This is a genomic window from Pseudomonas asgharzadehiana (assembly GCF_019139815.1).
Lineage (GTDB): Bacteria > Pseudomonadota > Gammaproteobacteria > Pseudomonadales > Pseudomonadaceae > Aquipseudomonas > Aquipseudomonas asgharzadehiana.
In genome coordinates this window covers 3,633,534-3,654,857 of the sequence record NZ_CP077079.1, presented here as the reverse complement: position 1 = coordinate 3,654,857, position 21,324 = coordinate 3,633,534, and the positions used below count along the sequence as shown (strand labels likewise).

General features: G+C 63.2%; 16 protein-coding genes and 2 riboswitches. Of the genes, 7 read left to right on the top strand and 9 right to left on the bottom strand.

From position 1 onward, the window contains the following. Positions 1-6 precede the first annotated feature (6 nt). Both KSS96_RS16375 and KSS96_RS16370 read right to left on the bottom strand, forming a co-directional pair. Positions 7-501, bottom strand: a complete 495-nt coding sequence (locus KSS96_RS16375) for a DUF934 domain-containing protein (RefSeq protein WP_017528563.1) — start codon at positions 499-501, stop codon at positions 7-9. Beyond that, the gene (locus tag KSS96_RS16370; RefSeq protein ID WP_065878862.1) at positions 485-2,143 is read right to left on the bottom strand and encodes a nitrite/sulfite reductase; all 1,659 of its coding nucleotides are present in this window, start codon (positions 2,141-2,143) and stop codon (positions 485-487) included. The genes KSS96_RS16375 and KSS96_RS16370 overlap by 17 nt, the downstream gene beginning before the upstream one ends. Positions 2,144-2,565: 422 nt before the next feature. Between KSS96_RS16370 and KSS96_RS16365 the strand changes: the two genes are divergently transcribed. Then, the gene (locus KSS96_RS16365; protein WP_217855097.1) at positions 2,566-3,645 is read left to right on the top strand and encodes an ABC transporter substrate-binding protein; all 1,080 of its coding nucleotides are present in this window, start codon (positions 2,566-2,568) and stop codon (positions 3,643-3,645) included. Positions 3,646-3,662: 17 nt separating this feature from the next. On the opposite strand, the gene KSS96_RS16360 is transcribed toward KSS96_RS16365, so the two are convergent. Then, a complete protein-coding gene (locus KSS96_RS16360; RefSeq protein WP_065878864.1) occupies positions 3,663-3,881 on the bottom strand; it encodes a DUF2970 domain-containing protein in 219 nt (72 codons plus the stop codon). Positions 3,882-3,933: 52 nt separating this feature from the next. Beyond that, on the bottom strand, positions 3,934-7,644 hold the full coding sequence (gene metH, locus KSS96_RS16355) for a methionine synthase (protein WP_135196818.1): 3,711 nt from the start codon (positions 7,642-7,644) through the stop codon (positions 3,934-3,936). A gap of 165 nt (positions 7,645-7,809) precedes the next feature. Between metH and KSS96_RS16350 the strand changes: the two genes are divergently transcribed. Together KSS96_RS16350 and nfuA are read left to right on the top strand one after the other, a co-directional pair. After that, positions 7,810-10,101, top strand: coding sequence for a fatty acid cis/trans isomerase (locus tag KSS96_RS16350; protein ID WP_068936627.1), 2,292 nt, complete (start codon positions 7,810-7,812; stop codon positions 10,099-10,101). 94 nt (positions 10,102-10,195) lie between these two features. Continuing rightward, positions 10,196-10,780, top strand: coding sequence for a Fe-S biogenesis protein NfuA (gene nfuA / locus KSS96_RS16345; protein ID WP_017528557.1), 585 nt, complete (start codon positions 10,196-10,198; stop codon positions 10,778-10,780). 176 nt (positions 10,781-10,956) lie between these two features. On the opposite strand, the gene cobM is transcribed toward nfuA, so the two are convergent. The 4 genes from cobM to KSS96_RS16325 all read right to left on the bottom strand — a co-directional run bounded on the left by cobM (position 10,957) and on the right by KSS96_RS16325 (position 13,067). Beyond that, positions 10,957-11,703 carry a precorrin-4 C(11)-methyltransferase gene (gene cobM, locus KSS96_RS16340; protein WP_017528556.1) on the bottom strand — a complete coding sequence of 249 codons (747 nt, stop codon included), beginning with the start codon at positions 11,701-11,703 and terminating at the stop codon, positions 10,957-10,959. A gap of 70 nt (positions 11,704-11,773) precedes the next feature. Continuing rightward, positions 11,774-12,166, bottom strand: coding sequence for a cobalamin biosynthesis protein (locus KSS96_RS16335; protein WP_065878870.1), 393 nt, complete (start codon positions 12,164-12,166; stop codon positions 11,774-11,776). Further along, positions 12,163-12,867, bottom strand: coding sequence for a CbtA family protein (locus KSS96_RS16330; protein WP_017528554.1), 705 nt, complete (start codon positions 12,865-12,867; stop codon positions 12,163-12,165). The genes KSS96_RS16335 and KSS96_RS16330 overlap by 4 nt, the downstream gene beginning before the upstream one ends. Positions 12,868-12,878: 11 nt before the next feature. Next, the gene (locus KSS96_RS16325; protein ID WP_017528553.1) at positions 12,879-13,067 is read right to left on the bottom strand and encodes a CbtB domain-containing protein; all 189 of its coding nucleotides are present in this window, start codon (positions 13,065-13,067) and stop codon (positions 12,879-12,881) included. 97 nt (positions 13,068-13,164) lie between these two features. After that, positions 13,165-13,369, bottom strand: a riboswitch (cobalamin riboswitch). Between the two features lie 42 nt (positions 13,370-13,411). Then, positions 13,412-13,610: riboswitch (cobalamin riboswitch) on the top strand. Positions 13,611-13,704: 94 nt separating this feature from the next. Here KSS96_RS16325 and cobW point away from each other — a divergent pair. From cobW to KSS96_RS16305, 4 genes are read left to right on the top strand one after another with little or no spacing between them, the layout of a single operon-like run. Further along, entirely contained in the window at positions 13,705-14,766 is a 1,062-nt protein-coding gene (gene cobW / locus KSS96_RS16320; protein ID WP_017528552.1) for a cobalamin biosynthesis protein CobW, read from the top strand. Between the two features lie 3 nt (positions 14,767-14,769). Beyond that, complete coding sequence (cobN, locus tag KSS96_RS16315; protein ID WP_116078528.1) at positions 14,770-18,537, top strand: cobaltochelatase subunit CobN; 3,768 nt, start codon at positions 14,770-14,772, stop codon at positions 18,535-18,537. Then, a complete protein-coding gene (locus tag KSS96_RS16310; RefSeq protein WP_116078529.1) occupies positions 18,537-19,535 on the top strand; it encodes a magnesium chelatase ATPase subunit I in 999 nt (332 codons plus the stop codon). The genes cobN and KSS96_RS16310 overlap by 1 nt, the downstream gene beginning before the upstream one ends. Positions 19,536-19,588: 53 nt before the next feature. Beyond that, positions 19,589-20,191, top strand: coding sequence for a vWA domain-containing protein (locus tag KSS96_RS16305; RefSeq protein WP_065878878.1), 603 nt, complete (start codon positions 19,589-19,591; stop codon positions 20,189-20,191). Between the two features lie 40 nt (positions 20,192-20,231). On the opposite strand, the gene KSS96_RS16300 is transcribed toward KSS96_RS16305, so the two are convergent. Next, positions 20,232-21,179: a DUF1853 family protein gene (locus tag KSS96_RS16300; protein WP_065878879.1), complete on the bottom strand. Its 948-nt coding sequence runs from the start codon at positions 21,177-21,179 to the stop codon at positions 20,232-20,234. Between the last annotated feature and the right edge of the window lie 145 nt (positions 21,180-21,324).

Below are 21,324 nucleotides of genomic sequence, written 5' to 3'. Positions count from 1 at the left end.
TGTTACTCAGCGTCGGCGAAAGAGTGGTAGCGGTTCGTCCGTTGCGGCCTGATAGGTCACCGAGAAGTCCTTGAGGCTTTCCAGCGCTTCGTACGGGTCTTTGTCGGCGCGCAGGGCGAAGGCATCGAACCCGCAGCGGCGCAGGTAAAACAGTTGGTCGCGCAGCACATCGCCAATCGCACGCAGCTCGCCTTTGTAACCGTAGCGGTCACGCAGCAGGCGTGCGTTGGAGTAGTTGCGCCCATCGGTAAAGGCCGGGAAGTTCAGGGCGATGACTTGGAAGTGCTGCACGTCATCACCGATTTCTTCGGCTTCTTCATCCGCGTCCAGCCACACACCCAGGCCACCGTCACGGGCCTTGAGGGCGTGGCCGTGTTCGCGCCACAGCGCCAACGGCACGATCAGGTCGTCGCAGTTGGAAATACCGTCGAAGCTCGCGTCCTTGGGCAGCAGGTGCCAGGTTTCGTCGACGACTTCGTTGTTCTTAATGATTCGCTGCATAGACGCGCTCCTTGAACAGGTCAATGCCGATGCGCTGGTAGGTATCGATGAAACGCTCATCTTCGGTGCGCTGTTCGATGTACACATCGATCAGTTTGCCGATCACCTCGGGCATGGCTTCCTGGGCGAAGGACGGGCCGAGGATCTTGCCCAGGCTCGCGTCGCGGCTGGCGCTGCCACCCAGGGACACTTGGTAGAATTCTTCGCCTTTCTTGTCCACGCCCAGGATGCCGATGTGGCCGACGTGGTGGTGACCACAGGCGTTCATGCAACCGGAGATGTTCAGGTCCAGCTCGCCGATGTCGAACAGGTAGTCCAAGTCGTCGAAACGGCGTTGGATCGATTCGGCGATCGGGATCGACTTGGCGTTGGCCAGGGAGCAGAAATCACCCCCCGGGCAGCAGATGATGTCGGTCAGCAGGCCGATGTTCGGCGTGGCGAAGCCGCCTTCACGCAGTTCGCCCCACAGGGTGAACAGTTGGCTCTGCTCAACGTCTGCCAGGATGATGTTCTGCTCGTGGGAGGTGCGCAGTTGGCCGAAGCTGTAGCGTTCGGCCAGGTCGGCCACGGCGTCCAGTTGCTTGTCGGTGATATCGCCAGGGGCGACGCCGGTGGGCTTGAGCGACAGGGTCACGGCCACATAGCCCGGCTTTTTGTGCGCCAGGGTGTTGCGCACACGCCAGCGGGCAAAGCCTGGGTGCTGTTGGTCGAGCGCGGCGAGTTCGGCGTCCTGGTTGCTCAGGGCCTTGTACTCGGGGTCGACGAAATGCTTGGCGACGCGATGCACTTCGGCTTCGGTCAGGGTGGTCTGGCCGCCGCGCAGGTGTTCCATCTCGGCGTCTACCTTCTGGGCGAACACCTCGGGGGTCAGCGCCTTGACCAGGATCTTGATCCGGGCCTTGTATTTGTTGTCGCGACGGCCGTAGCGGTTGTAGACCCGCAGGATCGCGTCGAGGTAGCTCAACAGGTCCGGCCATGGCAGAAACTCGTTGATGAACGCGCCGACCACTGGCGTACGGCCCAGGCCGCCACCCACCAGCACACGGAAGCCCAGTTCGCCTGCGGCGTTGTACACCGGCTCCAGGCCGATGTCGTGGACTTCGATGGCCGCACGGTCCGAGGTCGAGCCGTTGATGGCGATCTTGAACTTGCGCGGCAGGTAGGCGAATTCCGGGTGGAAGGTGGTCCATTGACGGACGATTTCGCACCACGGGCGCGGGTCGATCAGTTCGTCGGCGGCAACGCCGGCGAATTGGTCGGTGGTCACGTTACGCAGGCAGTTGCCGCTGGTCTGAATGGCGTGCATCTGCACGGTCGCCAGCTCAGCCAGGATGTCCGGCACATCTTCCAGTGCCGGCCAGTTGAACTGCACGTTCTGGCGGGTACTGATGTGGGCGTAGCCTTTGTCGAAGTCGCGGGCAATCTTGGCCATCATGCGTGTCTGGCGCGAAGTCAACTGGCCGTAGGGCACGGCCACCCGCAGCATCGGCGCAAAGCGCTGCACATAAAGGCCATTTTGCAGGCGCAGAGGGCGGAACTCTTCTTCGCTCAGTTCACCTGCCAGATAGCGTCGGGTCTGATCACGGAACTGCTTGACGCGGTCCTCGATGATGCGCTGATCGTATTCGTCGTATACGTACATATAGGTCCTGTTCTCGGCAAATCTGCGCGCACGGCCGCGCACTCCCAACGGAGCCGGCGCACGATACCAGTTTGCGTTTATGCGCAAAAGTGATGTTTGAGTATATGCACATAACCAAAATGACTAATGAGAAGGTTTATCGCGATACCCACATTTGTCATGCGGGCAATCCTGGACTTTACTGTGCTCGTGTCTTAGTGCAATCACCTATAAAACCGACAAGAGGCGATGCGATGAGCAATCCGACTAAAGCCCGTAAACCCGACAGTACCGTGGACGCCTGGGCCATCCTGTTCTTGATCATCCTGGTAGTGGGAACCGCTGTGTTCTGGGTCAGCCATCAATAAGCAGGGTTGCCTGAACCTCGATTGACAGCCGCATTGCCACTATCATGGCGGCTTCTTTTGAAGGTTCAAGCCAGCATGTTGAAGGTTCTGATTGCGTCTGTGGGGTTGTGGGGAGCGACCTTCGGGTTGATGGCCCATGCGACATCGGTGGTGTTTCTCAACCCAGGCACGTCGACGGAAACCTTCTGGGTCGGCTACACGCAGTTCATGCAGGCCGCGGCCAAGGACCTCGGCCTGGATTTGCGTGTGCGTTATGCCGAGCGCGATAACCAGAACACCTTGAGCCAGGCGCGTGAAGCTCTTCAAGGCGGCCGGCGGCCCGATTACCTGGTGCTGGTCAATGAGCAATACGTGGCGCCCCAGGTCCTGCGCATGGCGCAGGGCAGCGGGGTGAAGTTACTGATGGTCAACAGCACGCTGACGACCGACCAGGCGCACCTGTTGGGCGCCCAAAGCGGCATTGATGTGATCGGCAGCCTGGTCGCCGATGACGAACGGGCCGGCTACCTGATGCTCGTTGACCTGTTGCGTCAGCACGGCCCCATTGCACCGGGCGAATCCCTCGACCTGTTGGCGTTTTCCGGGGTCAAGACCACGCCGGGCGCGCAGCTGCGCGAGCAGGGCTTGCGCCGGGCGCTGGCCGAACATCCCCAGGTGCGACTGCGCCAGTTGGTTTACGGCGAGTGGACCCGCGAACGCGCCTTTGAGCAGGCCACGCAGCTGTTCAAGCGCTATCCGCAGACCGCGCTGGTGTGGTCGGCCAATGACCAGATGGCGCTGGGTGCCATGCAAGCGCTTGAGGACAGCGGGCGATCGCCGGGCAAGGACGTCCTGTTCAGCGCGGTCAACAGCTCGCCGCAGATCCTGCAGGCGCGCCTGGACGGGCGCTTGTCGAGCCTGGTCGCCGGGCATTTCACCCTGGGCGGGTGGGCCATGGTGCTGATCAACGATGATGCCAAGGGCATAGATATCCGCCGTCATCGGGACCACGAACCGCAGGTGGCGCTGTTCGAACTGATAGACCCGGCCCAGGCGCGACAGCTGCTTGAACTCCAGGCCAAACACCACTATCGCGTGAACTTCAAGGCGCTTTCGGCGCAGGCCAAGCCCGAGGGTTATCGTTACCCGTTCGGCTTGGAATTGTTGATGCGTTAAGCGTGCGCCTGTGTGCCTTAAACCCCGGCCAGGTGCAGCACCAGTTTGACGATACCGAATAGCGTCAGGGCAAACACCCCCGTGAATAGAATGCCCAGCATCACAAAGTGGCTGGGCTTGCCGTGGGTAAAGTCGCGGGCGCGGTTCTTGCCGCTTTGCACGCCAAAGGCGGCGGCCACCACGCTGTGCAGCATCTGCCAGAAGGAAGGCGGTTTGTTATTGACTGGATCGTCCATAAGTCCCTCGACACCCGGTGTGTGAGGGACAGCATAGACAATCCTGGCGGGCTTAGTTGTCGTAGCCCAGGTTGGGCGCCAGCCAGCGCTCGGTCACGGCCAGGTCCTGGCCTTTGCGCGCGGTGTAGCTCGTGACTTGGTCTTTGTCGACTTTACCCACCGCAAAGTACTGCGCCTGCGGGTGGGCGAAGTACCAGCCGCTCACCGCCGCCGCCGGGAACATCGCGTAGTGTTCGGTCAGGAACACACCGCTGCGACCGGCCTGCATTTCGCGGGCCTCGGGGTCGAGCAATTGGAACAGCTGGGCCTTCTCGGTGTGATCCGGACACGCCGGGTAACCGGGGGCAGGGCGGATGCCGCTGTATTGCTCTTTGATCAGCGCCTCGTTATCCAGCTGCTCGTCTTTGGCGTAGCCCCAGTAATCTTTACGCACTTGCTGGTGCAACCATTCGGCGCAGGCTTCGGCCAGGCGGTCGGCGAGGGCCTTGACCATGATCGAGTTGTAGTCGTCGCCCGCGTCCTGGTAAGCCTTGGCCACTGCCTCGGCGCCGATGCCGGCGGTGGTAATGAAACCACCGATGTAGTCGGTGATGCCGCTGTCTTTGGGCGCGACGAAGTCGGCCAGGGAGAAGTTCGGTTTGCCGTCGGTCTTGATGATCTGTTGGCGCAGGTGGTGCAGCCTGGCAATCGGCTGGCCGTCGTCACCGTAGACTTCCAGGTCATCGTCCCGCACCTGGTTGGTCGGCCAGAAACCGAACACGGCACGTGCGCTGATCAGCTTTTCATCGATCAGCTTGCGCAGCATTTCGCGGGCGTCGGCATACAGCGCGGTGGCGGCTTCACCCACCACTTCGTCAGTGAGGATGCGCGGGAATTTACCGGCCAGGTCCCAGGAGATAAAGAACGGTGTCCAGTCGATGTACTCGGCCAGAACGTTGAGGTCGATGTTGTCCAGCACCTTGGCGCCGGTAAACGTCGGCACAACCGGGGTATAGCTGCTCCAGTCGAACTGCGGCTTTTTGGCGATGGCCGCCGGGTAACTCAGGCGTTCGGTGCGGGCGCTGCGGTTGGAGGTGCGCTCGCGTACGTCGATGTATTCCAGGCGGGTTTTCTCGACGAAGCCGGCCTTCAGTTCCTTGGACAGCAACTGCGTGGCCACGCCCACTGCGCGCGAGGCGTCGGTGACGTAGATCACCGCATCGTTGCTGTACTTGGGCTCGATCTTCACCGCCGTGTGCGCCTTGGAGGTGGTCGCGCCGCCGATCATCAGCGGCAGGTGGAAATCCTGGCGCTGCATCTCACGGGCCACGTGCACCATCTCGTCCAGGGACGGCGTAATCAGCCCGGACAGGCCGATAATGTCGCACTTCTGCTCTTTGGCGACTTGCAGGATCTTCTCCGCCGGTACCATCACGCCCAAATCGACGATGTCATAACCGTTGCAACCGAGCACCACGCCGACGATGTTCTTGCCGATGTCGTGTACGTCACCCTTTACCGTGGCCATCAGGATTTTGCCCTTGGCCTGCGGCTTGTCGCCTTTTTCCAGTTCGATGAACGGGATCAGATGGGCCACGGCCTGTTTCATGACACGGGCGGATTTGACCACCTGCGGCAGGAACATTTTGCCGGCGCCGAACAGGTCGCCGACGATGTTCATGCCGGACATCAGCGGACCTTCGATCACTTCGATCGGGCGCGCGAACGACAGCCGCGACTCCTCGGTGTCCTCGACGATATGCGTGGTGATGCCCTTGACCAGCGCGTGTTCCAGGCGCTTGTTCACCGGCCAGCCACGCCATTCTTCGGTTTCGGCTTCCTTGACGCTGCCGTCGCCCTTGTACTTGTCGGCGATGGCGAGCAGGGCGTCGGTGCCGTCCGGGGTGCGGTTGAGCACCACGTCTTCCACCGCGTCGCGCAGCTCGGCCGGGATCTGGTCGTAGATCTCCAGCTGGCCGGCGTTGACGATGCCCATGGTCAGGCCGTTGCGAATGGCGTACAGCAGGAACACCGAGTGGATCGCCTCGCGCACCGGGTTGTTGCCGCGGAACGAGAACGACACGTTGGACACGCCGCCCGAGGTCAGCGCGTACGGCAGTTCGTCACGGATATAGGCGCAAGCGTTGATGAAGTCGACGGCGTAGTTGTTGTGCTCCTCGATGCCTGTGGCGACCGCAAAAATGTTCGGGTCGAAGATGATGTCTTCCGGCGGGAAGCCGACTTCATTCACCAGGATGTCGTAGGAGCGTTTGCAGATCTCTTTCTTGCGTGCTTCGGTGTCGGCCTGGCCGGCTTCGTCGAAGGCCATCACCACCACCGCGGCGCCGTAGCGCTTGCACAGCTTGGCATGGTGAATGAACTGCTCCACGCCTTCCTTCATGCTGATGGAGTTGACGATGCCCTTGCCCTGGATGCACTTGAGGCCGGCTTCGATCACGTCCCACTTGGAGGAGTCGATCATGATCGGCACGCGGGAGATATCCGGCTCGCCGGCGATCAGATTGAGGAAGGTCACCATGGCCTTCTTCGAATCGAGCATGCCCTCGTCCATGTTGATGTCGATCACCTGGGCGCCGGCTTCAACCTGCTGCAGCGCGACTTCCAGGGCTTCGGTGTAGTTGTCCTCGCGAATCAGGCGGGCGAACTTGGCGGAACCGGTGATGTTGGTGCGCTCGCCGACGTTGACGAACAGCGAGCTGCGATCGATGGTGAACGGCTCCAGGCCCGACAGGCGGCAGGCCTTGGGAATGTCCGGGATCGGGCGCGGGGCATAACCGGCCACGGCCTTGGCGATGGCTTCGATGTGGCCTGGGGTGGTGCCGCAGCAGCCGCCGACAATGTTCAGGAAGCCGCTCTGGGCGAACTCTTCGATGACCTTGGCGGTTTGCGACGGCAGTTCGTCGTACTCGCCGAATTCGTTGGGCAGGCCGGCGTTGGGGTGCGCCGAGACGTGAGTGTTGGCCTTGTTGGACAGCTCTTCCAGATAAGGGCGCAGTTCGCTGGCGCCGAGTGCGCAGTTCAAACCGACCGAGATCGGCTTGGCGTGGGCCACGGAGTTCCAGAACGCTTCGGTGGTCTGGCCCGACAGCGTACGGCCGGAGGCGTCGGTGATGGTGCCGGAGATCATGATCGGCAGTTCGATGCCCAGTGCTTCAAACACCCCTTGCACGGCGAAGATCGCAGCCTTGGCATTGAGGGTGTCGAAGATGGTCTCGATCAGGATCAGGTCGGCGCCGCCTTCGATCAGGCCTTTGGTGGCTTCGGTGTAGTTTTCCACCAGCTCATCGAAGGTCACGTTGCGGTAGCCGGGGTTGTTCACATCCGGCGACAGCGAGCAGGTACGGCTGGTCGGGCCGAGCACGCCGGCGACGAAGCGTGGCTTGGCCGGGTTCTCGGCGGTCTTGGCGTCGGCGATCTTGCGTGCCAGGCGTGCGCCTTCGACGTTCAGCTCGTAGGCCAGCTCTTCCATGCCGTAGTCGGCCATGGAAATGCGCGTGGCATTGAAGGTGTTGGTTTCGAGGATGTCGGCGCCGGCATCCAGATAAGCCTTCTCGATGCCGCCGATCACGTCCGGACGGGTGATCACCAGCAGGTCGTTGTTACCCTTGACGTCGCTCGGCCAGTCGGCGAAGCGTTTGCCACGGTAATCGTGCTCTTCCAGTTTATAGCTCTGGATCATCGTGCCCATGCCGCCGTCGAGGATCAGGATGCGTTCCTTGAGGGCGTGGTGAAGGGCTTGCAGACGAGCGCTACGATCGGACATGGGACTACTCTGGTCAGGCATTACGGAGGGGGTGGATCATAGCAAACCTGTGCGGATTTGCGGCATGTGCGGGTTTTGCATGAATATCGCTCATGTTGGGCGGAGTCATGGCCCGGTAGAATCACCGCCACTTTTTTACCGCACGTATTGATCGGGACCGGATACATGTCACTTCGTCTTATCGTCAGCGCCTTCCTGGCCTTGATTGCCAGCGCTGCCCAGGCTGAAGGTCCCGCGCCGGCGATCTCCTACACCCGCGATATCCAACCGATCTTCACCGAAAAGTGCGTGGCCTGTCACGCCTGCTACGACTCCGCCTGCCAGCTCAACCTGGGCAGCGCCGAAGGGGCGGCGCGCGGCGCGAGCAAAGTCCCGGTGTACGACGGCGAGCGTAGCCAGGCCACGCCGACTACCCGTTTGTTCTATGACGCCTTCGGCAAACAGGCGTGGCGGCAGAAGGGCTTTTATTCGGTGCTCGACGCCCAGGGCAGCCAGGCCGCGCTGATGGCGCGCATGCTGGAGTTGGGCCATAACGCGCCGTTGCAACCCAACGCCAAGCTGCCCGAAGACATCGTGCTGGGCTTGAATCGCGAAAACACGTGCGCCATGCCCGCCGAGTTCAACGCCTACGCCGGCAGCCATCCCAAAGAAGGCATGCCGTTGGCGGTCACCGGCCTGACTGACCAGCAATATCAAACCCTGCAACGCTGGCTGGCCTCCGGCGCGCCCATCGATGAACAGGGCCTGGCGCCGAGTGCCAGCGAAGCCTTGCAAGTGCAGCAGTGGGAAAACCTGTTCAACCAGCCAGGCGCCCGTGAAAGCCTGGTGGCGCGCTGGCTGTACGAGCATTTGTTTCTCGCCCATCTCTACTTTGAGGGCGGCGAGCCGGGGCATTTCTTCCAGTGGGTGCGCTCGCGTACGCCAAGCGGGCAGCCGATCGACTTGATCAATACCCGCCGTCCGAATGACGACCCCGGCACCCGCGTGTATTACCGCCTGTGGCCGGTGCAGGGCGTGATCGTGCATAAAACCCACATCACTTACCCGTTCAGTGCGCAGAAGATGGCGCGCATCAAGGCGCTGTTCTACGCCGGCAACTGGCAGGTCAGCGCCTTGCCGGGCTATGGGCCGGGGCGTCGGGCCAACCCGTTCGACACGTTCGAAGCTATCCCGGCCAAGGCCCGTTACCAGTTCATGCTGGATAACGCCGAATATTTCGTGCGCACCTTCATTCGCGGGCCGGTGTGCCGGGGGCAGATCGCCACGGACGTGATCCGCGACAATTTCTGGGCGCTGTTCCAAGACCCTGACCATGATTTGTATATCACCGATGCGCGGTATCGCGGCCAGGCGACGCCGTTGTTGGCCATGCCGGGGCAAAACGACGACGTGGGCAGCGTGCTGAGCCTGTGGCTGGCCTACCGCGACAAGCGCAACGAATATGAAGCGCTGCGCCGCGACAGTTACGCCGATTTGCCACCGCCGAGTTGGTCAAGCCTGTGGGCGGGTAACGACAGTGCCTTGCTGAGCATCTTCCGTCACTTTGACAGCGCGTCGGTGACCAAGGGCCTGATCGGCGAAGTGCCGCAGACGATGTGGTTATTCGATTACCCCCTGTTGGAGCGCACCTATTATCAGTTGGCGGTGAATTTCGATGTGTTCGGCAACGTCTCGCACCAGGCCCAGACCCGCCTGTACTTCGACCTGATCCGCAACGGCGCGGAGCAGAACTTCCTGCGCCTGATGCCTGCCGACACCCGCGACGGGTTTATGGACGACTGGTACCAGAACAGCGGCAAGATCAAACTCTGGCTGGACTACGAAGCCATCGACGACGACAAGCCGAGCGGTCTGCACCTGGATGAAAAAGACCCCAAGCGCGACTTTGCCAACCAGTTGCTCACCCGTTACGGCGATTTGAATGCCAGCCCGGACCCGATCAACCGTTGCGCGGGCGCCTATTGCTCACGCAACGGTATCTCCGCGACGTTGCAGGATGTGGAACAGGCCCTCAGTCGCCTGACCTCGCGCCCGGCGGCGGGGCTCAAGGTGATCGATCAATTGCCCGAAGCGACGATGTTGCGTATCGAGACCGCCAGCGGCCAGCGCATGGTCTACAGCCTGCTGCGCAACCGTGCCCACAGTAACGTGGCGTTCCTGCTGGGTGAGGCCTATCGCTATCAGTCGGGCCTGGATACCTTGACCGTTTACCCGGGCGTGCTCAGCAGCTACCCCAACTTCATGTTCAATATCCCGGCCCGGGAAGTGCCTGCATTCGTTGCGCAGATGGAACAGGCCAAGGACGCCAAGCAGTTCGAAGCCATCGTTGATCGTTGGGGCGTGCGCCGCAGCCATCCGCTGTTCTGGCAGTATTTCCATGATTTGTCGCAGTACATCCGCGAGACAACGCCTGTGGAAGAGGGGGTGTTGGACATGAATCGTTATGAAAACCTCTGACAGGCAGGTCGACGCTTTTCCGACAAAAATACTCGGACTTTGTACCTGCGTAATATTTTGGCGTAAACTGCCGGCAAGCCTGTGAGGAGTTTCCATGACTGCCATAACCATTACCGACGCCGCCCACGATTACCTGGCCGACCTGCTGTCCAAGCAGAACACCCCAGGAATCGGTATCCGCGTCTTCATCACCCAGCCCGGCACCCAGTACGCCGAGACCTGCATTGCCTACTGCAAGCCTGGTGAAGAGAAGCCTGAAGACACCGCCCTGGGGCTGAAAAGCTTCACCGCGTACATCGACAGCTTCAGCGAAGCCTTCCTTGATGACGCCGTGGTCGACTACGCCACCGACCGTATGGGCGGCCAGTTGACCATCAAGGCGCCCAACGCCAAGGTGCCGAATGTCAACGCCGACAGCCCGGTCAACGAGCGCATCAACTACTACCTGCAGACCGAGATCAACCCGGGGCTTGCCAGCCACGGCGGCCAGGTCAGCTTGATCGACGTCGTCGAAGACGGCATCGCTGTCCTCAAGTTCGGCGGCGGCTGCCAAGGCTGCGGCCAGGCCGACGTGACCTTGCGTGAAGGCATCGAGCGCACCTTGCTCGAGCGTATTCCGGAGCTCAAGGGTGTACGTGACGTGACCGACCATACGCAGAAAGAAAACGCCTACTACTGAGTAAGGCGTTCACTGCGAAAATAAAAAACGGCGCCCCGTGAGCGCCGTTTTTTATACTTTTAATTCAGTGGGTTACGTTGTTTATCTCAGACGGAAGATTAGGTGTGGGGCTTGCTTCCGATAGCGGTGCCTCAGTCGCCTCGACCGCTGGCTGATACACGCATCTGGTAAAAAAGCTAAGGTCGATAAAGATGCGCATGCCCAGCCCGATACAGCGATGACTCGCTGAAACTGTCATTGGCCAGCACCCGACCCACCACAATCAGCGCCGTGCGCCGAAAGCCCTTGGCGGCGACTTTGCCGGCGATATCAGCGAGCGTGCCGACCGCCCAATCCTGGTCCGGCCACGTCGCGCGGTGCACCACGGCAATCGGGCAATCCGCGCCGTAATGCGGCAACAGCTCGGTGACGATCTTTTCCAGATGATTGACCCCCAGGTGAATCGCCATGGTCGTGCCGTGGCGGGCCAGGCTGTCGAAGTCTTCGCCGACCGGCATGCTGGTTTTATCGGCGTAGCGCGTCAGGATCACGCTTTGGGCGATGTCCGGCAGGGTCAGTTCGGCCTCCAGCAACGCAGCGCAGGCCGCCACTGCGGTGACGCCGGGGATGATCTGGAAGGGAATGTCCCATTCGCGCAACTGGCGGATTTGCTCGCCAATCGCGCCGTACAGGCTCGGGTCGCCGGAATGCACACGTGCCACGTCCTGGCCTTTGGCATGGGCGGCCTTGATCAGGTCGATGATTTGCTCCAGGTGCAATTCGGCGCTGTTGACCACCTGTTCCGCCTGATGGCCGTCCAATACCGCTGCGGGCACCAGGGAGCCGGCGTAAATGATCACCGGGCAACTGCGGATCAACCGTTGGCCCTTGATGGTAATCAATTCCGGGTCGCCGGGGCCGGCGCCGATGAAGTAGACGGTCATGGAGAGTTCCTGTCGAAAAACGGGCGAGCATGAAGGATGCTCATGATCGGAAAGCGCGATTATCGGGATTTTAGCCGGCGCAGGCCAACGCAAAGGTGGCCTGGGCGGTTTTCCGGCGGGTGATCAACAAGCGGGCAGGGCCGCCGCAGAGCTGTTCGGCCAGGGCCAGGGCGGCGCTTTCGGCGATGCCGTAACAGCCGGTATGGGCGAAGGCAACTGCGGATTTATGGCTCAGCCGCGCTTCATAAACGGCCAGTTGCCCGGCGCTGAAGCACCGCAAGGGCAGGTCGAGCCATCGGGCCAGGGCGAGTAGCCCCGGCTCGTTTTGTTTACGGTCGATGCTGGCCAGTGCCGTGACACGGTGACGCTCGATGCCGCCCTCGGCGAGGGCCGCATCAAACAGGCTCAACAGGGTGGCTGCATCACAACCGCGCTGGCAGCCCAGGCCGACCACGTAGGTCATGCCGAGTAGCGATCATCGCGGTTGCGACGGAACAGCCAGGCGCTGATCAGGCCTAGGGCCAGCCAGAACGCCATATTGGTCAGCTGCGAGGCGATCTTGAACTGCGCCTCCAGGGCTTGCGGCGCGAGCATTGAATGCACTAGCGGCTGCGGCGCGCCGAGTATGTGCGGCACCGCGAGGATGGCTGCGCCCAGCACTTTGAGCAGCCCATTGCGGCCGAAAACGATCAGCGCAATACCGGCGGCAGTAGAGGCGGCGGTGCCGATCCACCATGCCTGGCGTAGCGCCAAGTCAGCGGCGGCAGTGCCCGGCAACTCCGGTGGCAGGCCGAGGGTTGGCGCCAGCACAAAGGTCGCGTAACCCGCCAGGCCCCACAGCAGGCCCTGGGCGGTGCGAGTCGGCGTGCGCAAGGTGTAAAGGCCAGCCAGCATCAGCGCAAAACCGACGGCTACCACCAGGTTGGCGCCCGTGGTCGAGAGCACGCGCTGCCAGCCGTCTTCCGGCTCCCAGGCTTCGGCGTCATGGGTGTGCGCGGCAGCGCCGGCGGCGTGCTCATGCACAACCTCTGTGGCGGCCGGGGCTTTTTCAAAGGTTTCCGCCTGCAGAATCAGCGGGGCAACCCAGAAGCTTTGCAGCAGGGTCAGCAGCAGGGCGGCCAACAGGCCGCTGAACCCTGCGGTTTGCGCAATACGCTTGATCATGTCGGCAGGTCTCAATGGCACGGGAACGCGGCGCTGTGGCGGGTATCGTGGGCAGCGTTGTGCACCGCCTCAATGTGCGAGAAACCGGCGAAATACACCAGGCACGCACCGAGGATCGACGCGCCGATAGCGGCGCTCAGGCGTTGGCTCAGGGTGGAGGTGCTGCTGGCGGTGTGCGAGGTGCTGCTGATGATCGACATGGCGCGTCCCTTTCAGGTGTCAGGGTGAAACGAGCGCATGAAAACCCCGCGAGCCAGGCCCACAGGGTTCTGAACAGCGCCCGCCCACCGCGGGTTTGTTATCTGAAGTTTTCGGGCCGGTCTCCGGGCTTGCGAGGGACACTGGGTCTATAAAGCATCGCCTTCCCATGCCGTACAGGCACAGTGGATCTGACGCTTCGCTCGCTTACCGTTGCGGGGGCAGCACCGGACTTGCCATACGGATATGACGTACCGGTTTCCCGTTTCACCCTGTGAAGGGCACCCGAAACAAGGCTTGTAGGAAAGCATGCAGAGCGGCGGTAGTCAAATTGACCGAGCCCCTGTAGCCTTGCACCCTTCGAGGTTCTTCGGCCCAGGCCGAAGCTAAGAAGGGAACGCGGTTCAAGCCGCGGCTGCCCCCGCAACTGTGAAGGGTTTACCGACTGCCATGCCACTGCCGATCAGGCGGGAAGGCGCAGCCGGCGCCGGTCGTACGGCCCGCAAGCCCCAAGCCAGGAGACCTGCCTCGCAACCGATTTTCCAATTCAACCGGGCGGGGTGATCCGGTGACGAAATCCGCTGCTGCGCGCTGTCGCAGGGCCAATCGTCCCGTATGCCCGCCCCAAAAGGGCATCCGATGAAAACACTGGCCAAACTTCCCGTCACCATCGTTACCGGCTTCCTCGGCTCGGGCAAAACCACCTTGCTGCGCCATATGCTCGACAACGCCCAGGGCCGTCGTATCGCGGTGATCGTCAACGAATTCGGCGAGCTGGGTATCGACGGTGAAATCCTCAAGCAGTGCTCCATCGGTTGCACCGAAGAAGAAGCCAACGGCCGTGTCTACGAATTGGCCAACGGCTGCCTGTGCTGCACGGTGCAGGAAGAGTTCTTCCCGGTGATGCGCGAACTGGTGGCCCGTCGTGGCGACCTCGACCATATCCTCATCGAAACCTCGGGCCTGGCCCTGCCAAAACCGCTGGTGCAAGCGTTCCAGTGGCCGGAAATCCGCAGCGCCTGCACGGTTGACGCGGTGATCACCGTGGTCGACAGCCCGGCCGTGGCCGCCGGCACCTTTGCCGCGTTCCCGGACCAGGTCGACGCCCAGCGCAAACTCGACCCGAACCTGGACCACGAGTCGCCGCTGCACGAGCTGTTCGCCGACCAACTGGCCAGCGCCGACCTGGTCATCCTCAACAAGTGCGACCTGATCAGCCCTGAAGACCTGGCCCGCGTGCGCCTGGAAGTCGCCGAAGAGCTGCCGCCGGCCGTCAAGGTCATTGAAGCGAGCAGCGGTCGCCTGCCGCTCGACGTGCTGATCGGCCTGGGTGCCGGCTCCGAGGAGCACATCGATGGTCGCCACAGCCATCACGATCACCACCATGAAGGCGAAGACGATCACGACCACGATGCGTTTGATTCGATCTCCATCGACCTGCCGCAAGCCGACGAAGCGCTGCTGCTCGACGCCCTGACCCAACTGGTGGTGCAACACGGCATCCTGCGCATCAAAGGGTTCGCCGCGATCCCCAACAAGCCGATGCGCCTGCTGATCCAGGGCGTGGGCACGCGTTTTGACAAGCATTTCGACCGCGCCTGGGGCGCAGACGAAGCGCGCATTACGCGCCTGGTGCTGATCGGCCAGGAGCTGGATGCCGCCGCCCTTGAAGCGCAATTGCGCGCCGCGCTCAGCGCTTAACCCATGCACCTGCTCAGGACTCAGCCCGGTGGTTTCGTCGCGGACGACAATATTGCCGACCTTGGTCAAACCCCCGCCGAACTGGTGATCCTGTGTAGCGGCGATTCGAGCCTGGCGCTGCTGGCCGAAGCGGCGCAGCAACTGCCCGAGGATTACCCCAGCCTGCGCCTGGCCAACCCGATGCAGGTGCAGAACCACGCCTCGGTCGACCTCTACGTTGACGAAGTGCTGCGCCACGCCAAGGTCATCCTGATTTCGTTGCATGGCGGCATCGCTTATTGGCGTTACGGCATCGAACGTCTGGTGGCGTTGGCCGAGCGCGGCGTCACGCTGATCCTGGTGCCGGGCGATGATCGTCCCGACCCCGAACTCAGTGGTCTCAGCACGGTCAACGCCGAGCAACGCGAGCGCCTGTGGCAATTTCTGCGTCAGGGCGGCTTGGGCAATGCGCTGGATTTCTATCGCTGCCTGGCCAGCGGTTATCTGGGCCGTGATTACCCGTGGGCCGAGCCGCAACCCCTGGCGCGCACCGCGATCTATCACCCGCGTAAAGCCAACGCCCGGCTCAATGACTGGCAGGCCGATTGGCATGCCGAACGGCCCGTGGTCGCGGTGTTGTTCTACCGTTCGCATTTGCAGGCGGCGAATACCGGTTTTATCGACGTGTTCTGCCAACGCTTGCAGGTGGCGGGCCTGAACCCGTTGCCGATGGCGGTGGCCAGCCTGAAAGAGCCCGGTTGCCTGACGGTGGTCGAGGACCTGCTGGACGAGGTCGGCGCGGCGCTGATTCTCAATACCACCGGCTTTGCTCAATCAAGCCCCGAAGCTCCGCACCTGCGCCCGTTTCGCCGCAATATCCCGGTGATCCAGGCCATTTGCGCCCAAGACAACAGGCCCGGCTGGCAGGCCAGCGAACAGGGCCTGGGCCCGCGCGATTTGGCCATGCACATCGCTTTGCCGGAGCTGGATGGGCGCATCATCAGCCGCCCCATCAGCTTCAAAGACCTGGCCTGGCGCAGCGAGCGCAGCCAGTCTGACGTGGTGTGCTACCGCGCAGCGCCCGAGCGCATGGATTTTGTCGCCGAACTGGCACGGCGCTGGGTCGAGTTGGCGCGGGTACCGAATGCAGACAAGCGCATCGCGCTGATCCTTGCCAATTACCCGACCCGCGACGGGCGCATCGGCAACGGTGTGGGCCTGGACACCCCGGCGGCGGCGCTGAATATCCTGCGGGCGCTGCAAGCCGAAGGGTATTCGCTGCCGGATGCATTGCCGGACAGCGGCACGGCATTGATCCATGAGCTGCTCGGTGGCGTCACCAATGATCTGGACAGCCTTGACCTGCGCCCTTGCCATCAAAGCCTGGGCCTGGATGACTACGAGGCGATGTTCCTGCGCTTGCCCGAGGCCAATCGCCAGGCCGTGCTGGAGCGCTGGGGTACGCCCCACAACGACCCGATGTTTCGGGATGGCCGCCTGATGATTGCCGGGCTGCGCCTGGGCCTGACTTTTGTCGGCATTCAACCGGCGCGGGGTTACCAGGTGGATGCCAGTGCGGTGTACCACGACCCGGACCTGGTGCCGCCGCATGGTTACCTGGCGTTCTATTTTTGGTTGCGCCACACCTACGGCGCCCATGGCGTGATCCACGTGGGCAAGCACGGTAACCTCGAGTGGCTGCCGGGCAAGGGCGTGGGCTTGTCGGAAAACTGCTGGCCCGACGCGCTGCTGGGGCCGCTGCCGAATATCTACCCGTTTATCGTCAACGATCCGGGCGAGGGCGCCCAGGCCAAGCGGCGCACCCAGGCGGTGATCATCGACCACCTGATGCCGCCGCTGACCCGCGCCGAAACCTATGGCCCGCTGCGTAACCTGGAGCTGTTGGCGGACGAGTACTACGAAGCTCAATTGCTCGACCCGCGCCGCGCCCGTGAGCTGCAAAAAGACATTCTCAAGCTGGTGCGCGAAACCCGTATCGACCAGGAGCTTGAACTGGACGGCGACGCCGATGCCGATGCCGCCATCTGGCTGCCGCGCCTGGACACCTACCTGTGTGACTTGAAGGAGTCGCAGATCCGCGACGGCCTGCATATCTTTGGCGAGTCGCCCCAAGGCCGTCTGCGCATTGATACCTTGCTGGCCTTGCTGCGTATTCCCCGTGGGGATGGCCGTGGCCCGCAATCGAGCGTGCTGCGGGTGTTGGCCAAGGCGTTCGAGCTGGGCTTCGACCCGCTGGACTGCGCCCTGGCCGAGCCCTGGACCGGACGCCGCCCGGGCGTGTTGCAAAAGATCGATACGCAACTGTGGCGTACCGCCGGTGATACTCGCGAGCGCCTGGAGTTGTACGCCGCGCGCTTGATCGAACAGGCGCTGGAAGGCCCGGTGGAGCAGTTGCAAGCGCCCGGTTGGGAGGATGTGAACGCGGTGATCGAAAGCCTGCGCAGCGTCGTGGCCCCGCGCCTGGATGCCTGCGGCCCCGCCGAAATGCGCGGCCTGCTGGACGCCCTGGGCGGTCGTTTCGTACCCGCGGGGCCGAGCGGCGCGCCGAGTCGCGGGCGCCTGGATGTACTGCCCACGGGGCGCAATTTTTTCACGGTCGACGTGCGCAACCTGCCCACCACCACGGCATGGCGTATCGGTTTTCAGTCGGCCAACCTGGTTCTTGAGCGGCACTTGCAGGATCACGGCGACCACCTGCGCCAACTCGGCCTGTCGGTGTGGGGCACAGCCACCATGCGTACCGGCGGCGACGATATCGCTCAGGCCATGGCGCTGATGGGCGTGCGTCCGGTCTGGGCCACGGGCAGCCAGCGAGTGGACGACTTTGAAATCCTGCCGATCAGCCTGCTCGACCGCCCGCGTGTCGATGTGACGCTGCGCGTGTCCGGGTTTTTCCGCGATGCGTTCGCCAACCTGATCCGCCTGTTCGATGCGGCGGTGCAAGCGGTGGCTGCCCTGGATGAACCAGATGACATGAACCCGTTGGCCGCCAAGGTGCGCAGCGAGCGCGAAGCCTTGCGTTTGTCGGGCCTGGACGAAGACGCGGCCGCGAAACAGGCCGGCTGGCGTATTTTCGGCGCCAAGCCCGGTGCCTATGGCGCGGGCGTGCAAGGGGCGATTGACGGCCGCCTGTGGCAAAGCCGCGAGGATCTGGCCGAGGTCTATCTGAACTGGGGCGGTTACGCTTACGGTGGTTCCGATGAGGGCACCGCCGCCCGTGGGCAATTTGCCCAACGCCTGAGCCAGGTGCAGGCTGTGCTGCAAAATCAGGACAACCGCGAGCATGACCTGCTCGACTCCAACGATTACTACCAATTCCAGGGCGGCATGCTCGCCGCCGTGGAGACCCTGAGCGGCGACAAGGCCGCCAGCTACCATGGCGACCATAGCCAGCCGGACCTGCCGAAGATCCGCACCTTGAAGGAAGAGCTGAACCGGGTGATCCGTTCCCGCGCGGCGAACCCCAAGTGGATCGACGGCGTGAAGCGCCATGGTTATAAAGGCGCCTTCGAGATGGCGGCGACGGTGGACAACCTGTTCGCCTTCGATGCCACTACCGCGCTGATCGACGATCATCAATACGCCTTGCTCGCCGACGCCTACCTGCTCGACCCGGATACCCGGGCGTTTGTGCAACAGCACAACCCTGCGGCACTGCGCGACATGACCGAACGCATGCTCGAAGCCCAGCAGCGCGGCCTGTGGCAGGAGCCGGGGGCGTACCGTGAGGCCTTGGAAAACCTGTTGCTGGATATAGAAGAAGACAGCTGATGACTGACATTCCCCATTTTCCGCTGTCCGCCGTGGTCGGCGCCGATGACCTGAAGCTGGCGCTGTGCCTGACTGCCATCGACCCGAAGATCGGCGGTGTGCTGATCGAAGGACCGCGCGGCATGGCCAAGTCGACCCTGGCCCGTGGGCTGGCCGACCTGTTGGCCAGCGGCCAGTTCGTGACATTGCCCTTGGGCGCCACCGAGGAGCGCCTGGTGGGCACCCTTGATCTCGACGCGGCACTCGGCGAAGGCCGCGCACAGTTTTCCCCCGGTGTATTGGCCAAGGCCGATGGCGGCGTGTTGTATGTCGATGAGGTCAACTTGCTGGCTGATCACCTGGTCGACCTGCTGCTGGATGTCGCTGCCAGCGGCACCAACCTGATCGAGCGTGACGGTATTTCCCACCGGCACGCGGCGCGCTTTGTGCTGATCGGCACCATGAACCCGGAGGAGGGTGAGTTGCGCCCGCAACTGCTCGACCGCTTCGGTTTCAATGTGGCGCTGGGCGGGCAGACCTTGCCGGCCGAGCGCGGACAAATTATCCGCCGTCGCCTGGATTTCGACAGCGACCCGGTGGCGTTCTGCGCGCAATGGGCCGCGCCGCAGGCAGCCTTGCGTGAACGGTGCACGGCTGCGCGGGCACGCTTGGGCGGCGTCGCGATGGACGACCAGGCCCTGGCGCGGATTACCGAGCGCTGCTTTGCCGCCGGTGTCGACGGGTTGCGCGCCGACCTGGTCTGGTTGCGCGGCGCCAGGGCTCACGCGGCATGGCGTGGCGCAGATGAAATTGGCGAAGAGGATATCGAGGCCGTGGCCGAATTTGCCCTGCGCCATCGCCGCCAGGAGCACTCGCCACCGGCCAGCCCGCCAGAACAAGGGCAATCACCCAAGCCGTCGGACACCTCTCCCGGCCAGGGCCAATGGGGCGATATGCCCGCACCGGCCTTGCCCACCGGCGCCCGCCGCAATGTGCCCACCTGGCCAAAAAAGCCCTAGGCATCCGCCCCCGGCCTGACACGGGGGCGGATGCCCGTCCCAAGGCGGGGCGCTTGAATGCTGGCAGGCAGGGCAAGGCCCGCAGCGCACAACAGGGGGCGGTCAACTGGCCAGGCACCTTGCTTGGCGGTCGGCCGCAGGCCCGTGAAGACCTGTTGTTTCACCTGCGCAGTCGTTCGGCCCAGGCGTTGTGGCTGGTGATTGTCGATGCGTCGGCCTCGACTCGCCGGCACCGCGCATTGACCGATGCCAAGGGCTTGTTGGCCCAACTGTTTGATGATGCCTACCGCCAACGCGCGCGCATGGCGTTGCTGACGGCCAGCGGGCCGTCGCCGAAATGGCAGGTGCAGGGGCTCAAAGCCGCGAAAAGCTTGACCGGCTGGCTGGATCAGCTGGGTGCCGGCGGCGGTACGCCGTTGCTGGCGGCGTTGAGCGAGGCGCAGCAGTGGTTGGCGGCGCGGCGCAAGCGCTATCCCGCCGAGCAGCAACAGCTGTTGGTGATTACCGATGGGCGACTCAAGGACATCAGCGGGCTGCCGTTACTGGCGTGTGCGGGGGTGCTGGTGGATATCGAGCGTGGGCCGATCAGGTTGGGGCGGGCCCAGGCGTTGGCGGCGGGGTTGCAGTTGGATTATCGGCATATCGATGAGATGTAGTGCCTGTACCGCCGCCATCGGGGCAAGCACTGCAAGACCATCAGCCCGCCCCCGGCACATTCGGCCAAAGATCCGCTACCAGGAACAAGCGCTCCGCTTCCTGCCAATCCTCGCCGGTGCGCACCATCCGTACCAGCAACTGCGCGGGTGCCATCGGGTCGAGATCGGTCAGCCATGCCTGCATGCGCTCTTCGCTCCACACCTCATCCGCCAGGTAATGCGCCGGCGCCAGCCATGCATGCCGGGGCAGGGGTTGCCAGCGCCCGGGCGGGCTGGCACTGACAAAGGCCTTCCAGTCCCGTTGATGCAACCAGCGCCCGCGCAAATGCTGCGGGTGGGCGCCGTGAGGCGAGGTGGCAAGGCCCGGCCAGGGGTAGAGCAAATACCCGCCCAGCCACAAGTGCGCATCGAACTGCTGGATATCCAGCGCCGCCAGCACTTCGCGGCTCTCCGGGCGGGCCGAAATCGGCAGTTGGTGCTGCGCCAGGTGCGCCAGTTTACGGTCGAGCCGGTCATGGCAGCCGGGGCCCAGCCACTGGGCGGTGTCCAGGCCGTCGCCGTTCTGCGGCCCGAGGTAGAGTTTGATCGCCAGTTCCAGGTGGTGCACGCCATCACGGTCCCGCAGCAGCATGTCCAACTCGCCCAGGGTGTGCCCGGCGCGGCGGATCGGCAGGTTGGCGGCCAGCAACTCCACACCCGGCGCATGCTGCACCGCGAACTGCCACAAACGCTCGTAATACAGGCCCAGGCGGCGCGTGCGTGACAGGCTCAGCCACTGCTGCAAGGCGCGGCTGTCCTGGTCCAATTGTCGCAGCCAGTGCTCGAGCCGGTCGGGCGCCTGCACCCAGTCGCTGCCGGCCAGCGGGTGGCGCTGCGGCCAGGGCGTGTGCGCGAGCATCGGCGGGGCGAGCATCACCCACGCCAGGTCGCGCACTTCGGGGTGGCGCAATTGGCGGGGCAAGGTGTGCAGATCGGGGAATAGAGTCATGGTCCGAGCATAGCCTTTCAAGCCGGGAGCGGAGGCCGCAGGACCCCTGAGAACCATTGTCATCAAGGCTTCACGGCGACAAAGGATTTTGCCTCAAGCGGCCTTTCGCCCATAATCGTTTCTTTTTTGCCACACCCCACATCCC

Coding starts and splice junctions, on each gene's coding strand:
- KSS96_RS16375 (WP_017528563.1), bottom strand. CDS start 501: ATGCAGCGAATCATTAAGAACAACGAAGTCGTCGACGAAACCTGGCAC.
- KSS96_RS16370 (WP_065878862.1), bottom strand. CDS start 2,143: ATGTACGTATACGACGAATACGATCAGCGCATCATCGAGGACCGCGTC.
- KSS96_RS16365 (WP_217855097.1), top strand. CDS start 2,566: ATGTTGAAGGTTCTGATTGCGTCTGTGGGGTTGTGGGGAGCGACCTTC.
- KSS96_RS16360 (WP_065878864.1), bottom strand. CDS start 3,881: ATGGACGATCCAGTCAATAACAAACCGCCTTCCTTCTGGCAGATGCTG.
- metH (WP_135196818.1), bottom strand. CDS start 7,644: ATGTCCGATCGTAGCGCTCGTCTGCAAGCCCTTCACCACGCCCTCAAG.
- KSS96_RS16350 (WP_068936627.1), top strand. CDS start 7,810: ATGTCACTTCGTCTTATCGTCAGCGCCTTCCTGGCCTTGATTGCCAGC.
- nfuA (WP_017528557.1), top strand. CDS start 10,196: ATGACTGCCATAACCATTACCGACGCCGCCCACGATTACCTGGCCGAC.
- cobM (WP_017528556.1), bottom strand. CDS start 11,703: ATGACCGTCTACTTCATCGGCGCCGGCCCCGGCGACCCGGAATTGATT.
- KSS96_RS16335 (WP_065878870.1), bottom strand. CDS start 12,166: ATGACCTACGTGGTCGGCCTGGGCTGCCAGCGCGGTTGTGATGCAGCC.
- KSS96_RS16330 (WP_017528554.1), bottom strand. CDS start 12,867: ATGATCAAGCGTATTGCGCAAACCGCAGGGTTCAGCGGCCTGTTGGCC.
- KSS96_RS16325 (WP_017528553.1), bottom strand. CDS start 13,067: ATGTCGATCATCAGCAGCACCTCGCACACCGCCAGCAGCACCTCCACC.
- cobW (WP_017528552.1), top strand. CDS start 13,705: ATGAAAACACTGGCCAAACTTCCCGTCACCATCGTTACCGGCTTCCTC.
- cobN (WP_116078528.1), top strand. CDS start 14,770: ATGCACCTGCTCAGGACTCAGCCCGGTGGTTTCGTCGCGGACGACAAT.
- KSS96_RS16310 (WP_116078529.1), top strand. CDS start 18,537: ATGACTGACATTCCCCATTTTCCGCTGTCCGCCGTGGTCGGCGCCGAT.
- KSS96_RS16300 (WP_065878879.1), bottom strand. CDS start 21,179: ATGACTCTATTCCCCGATCTGCACACCTTGCCCCGCCAATTGCGCCAC.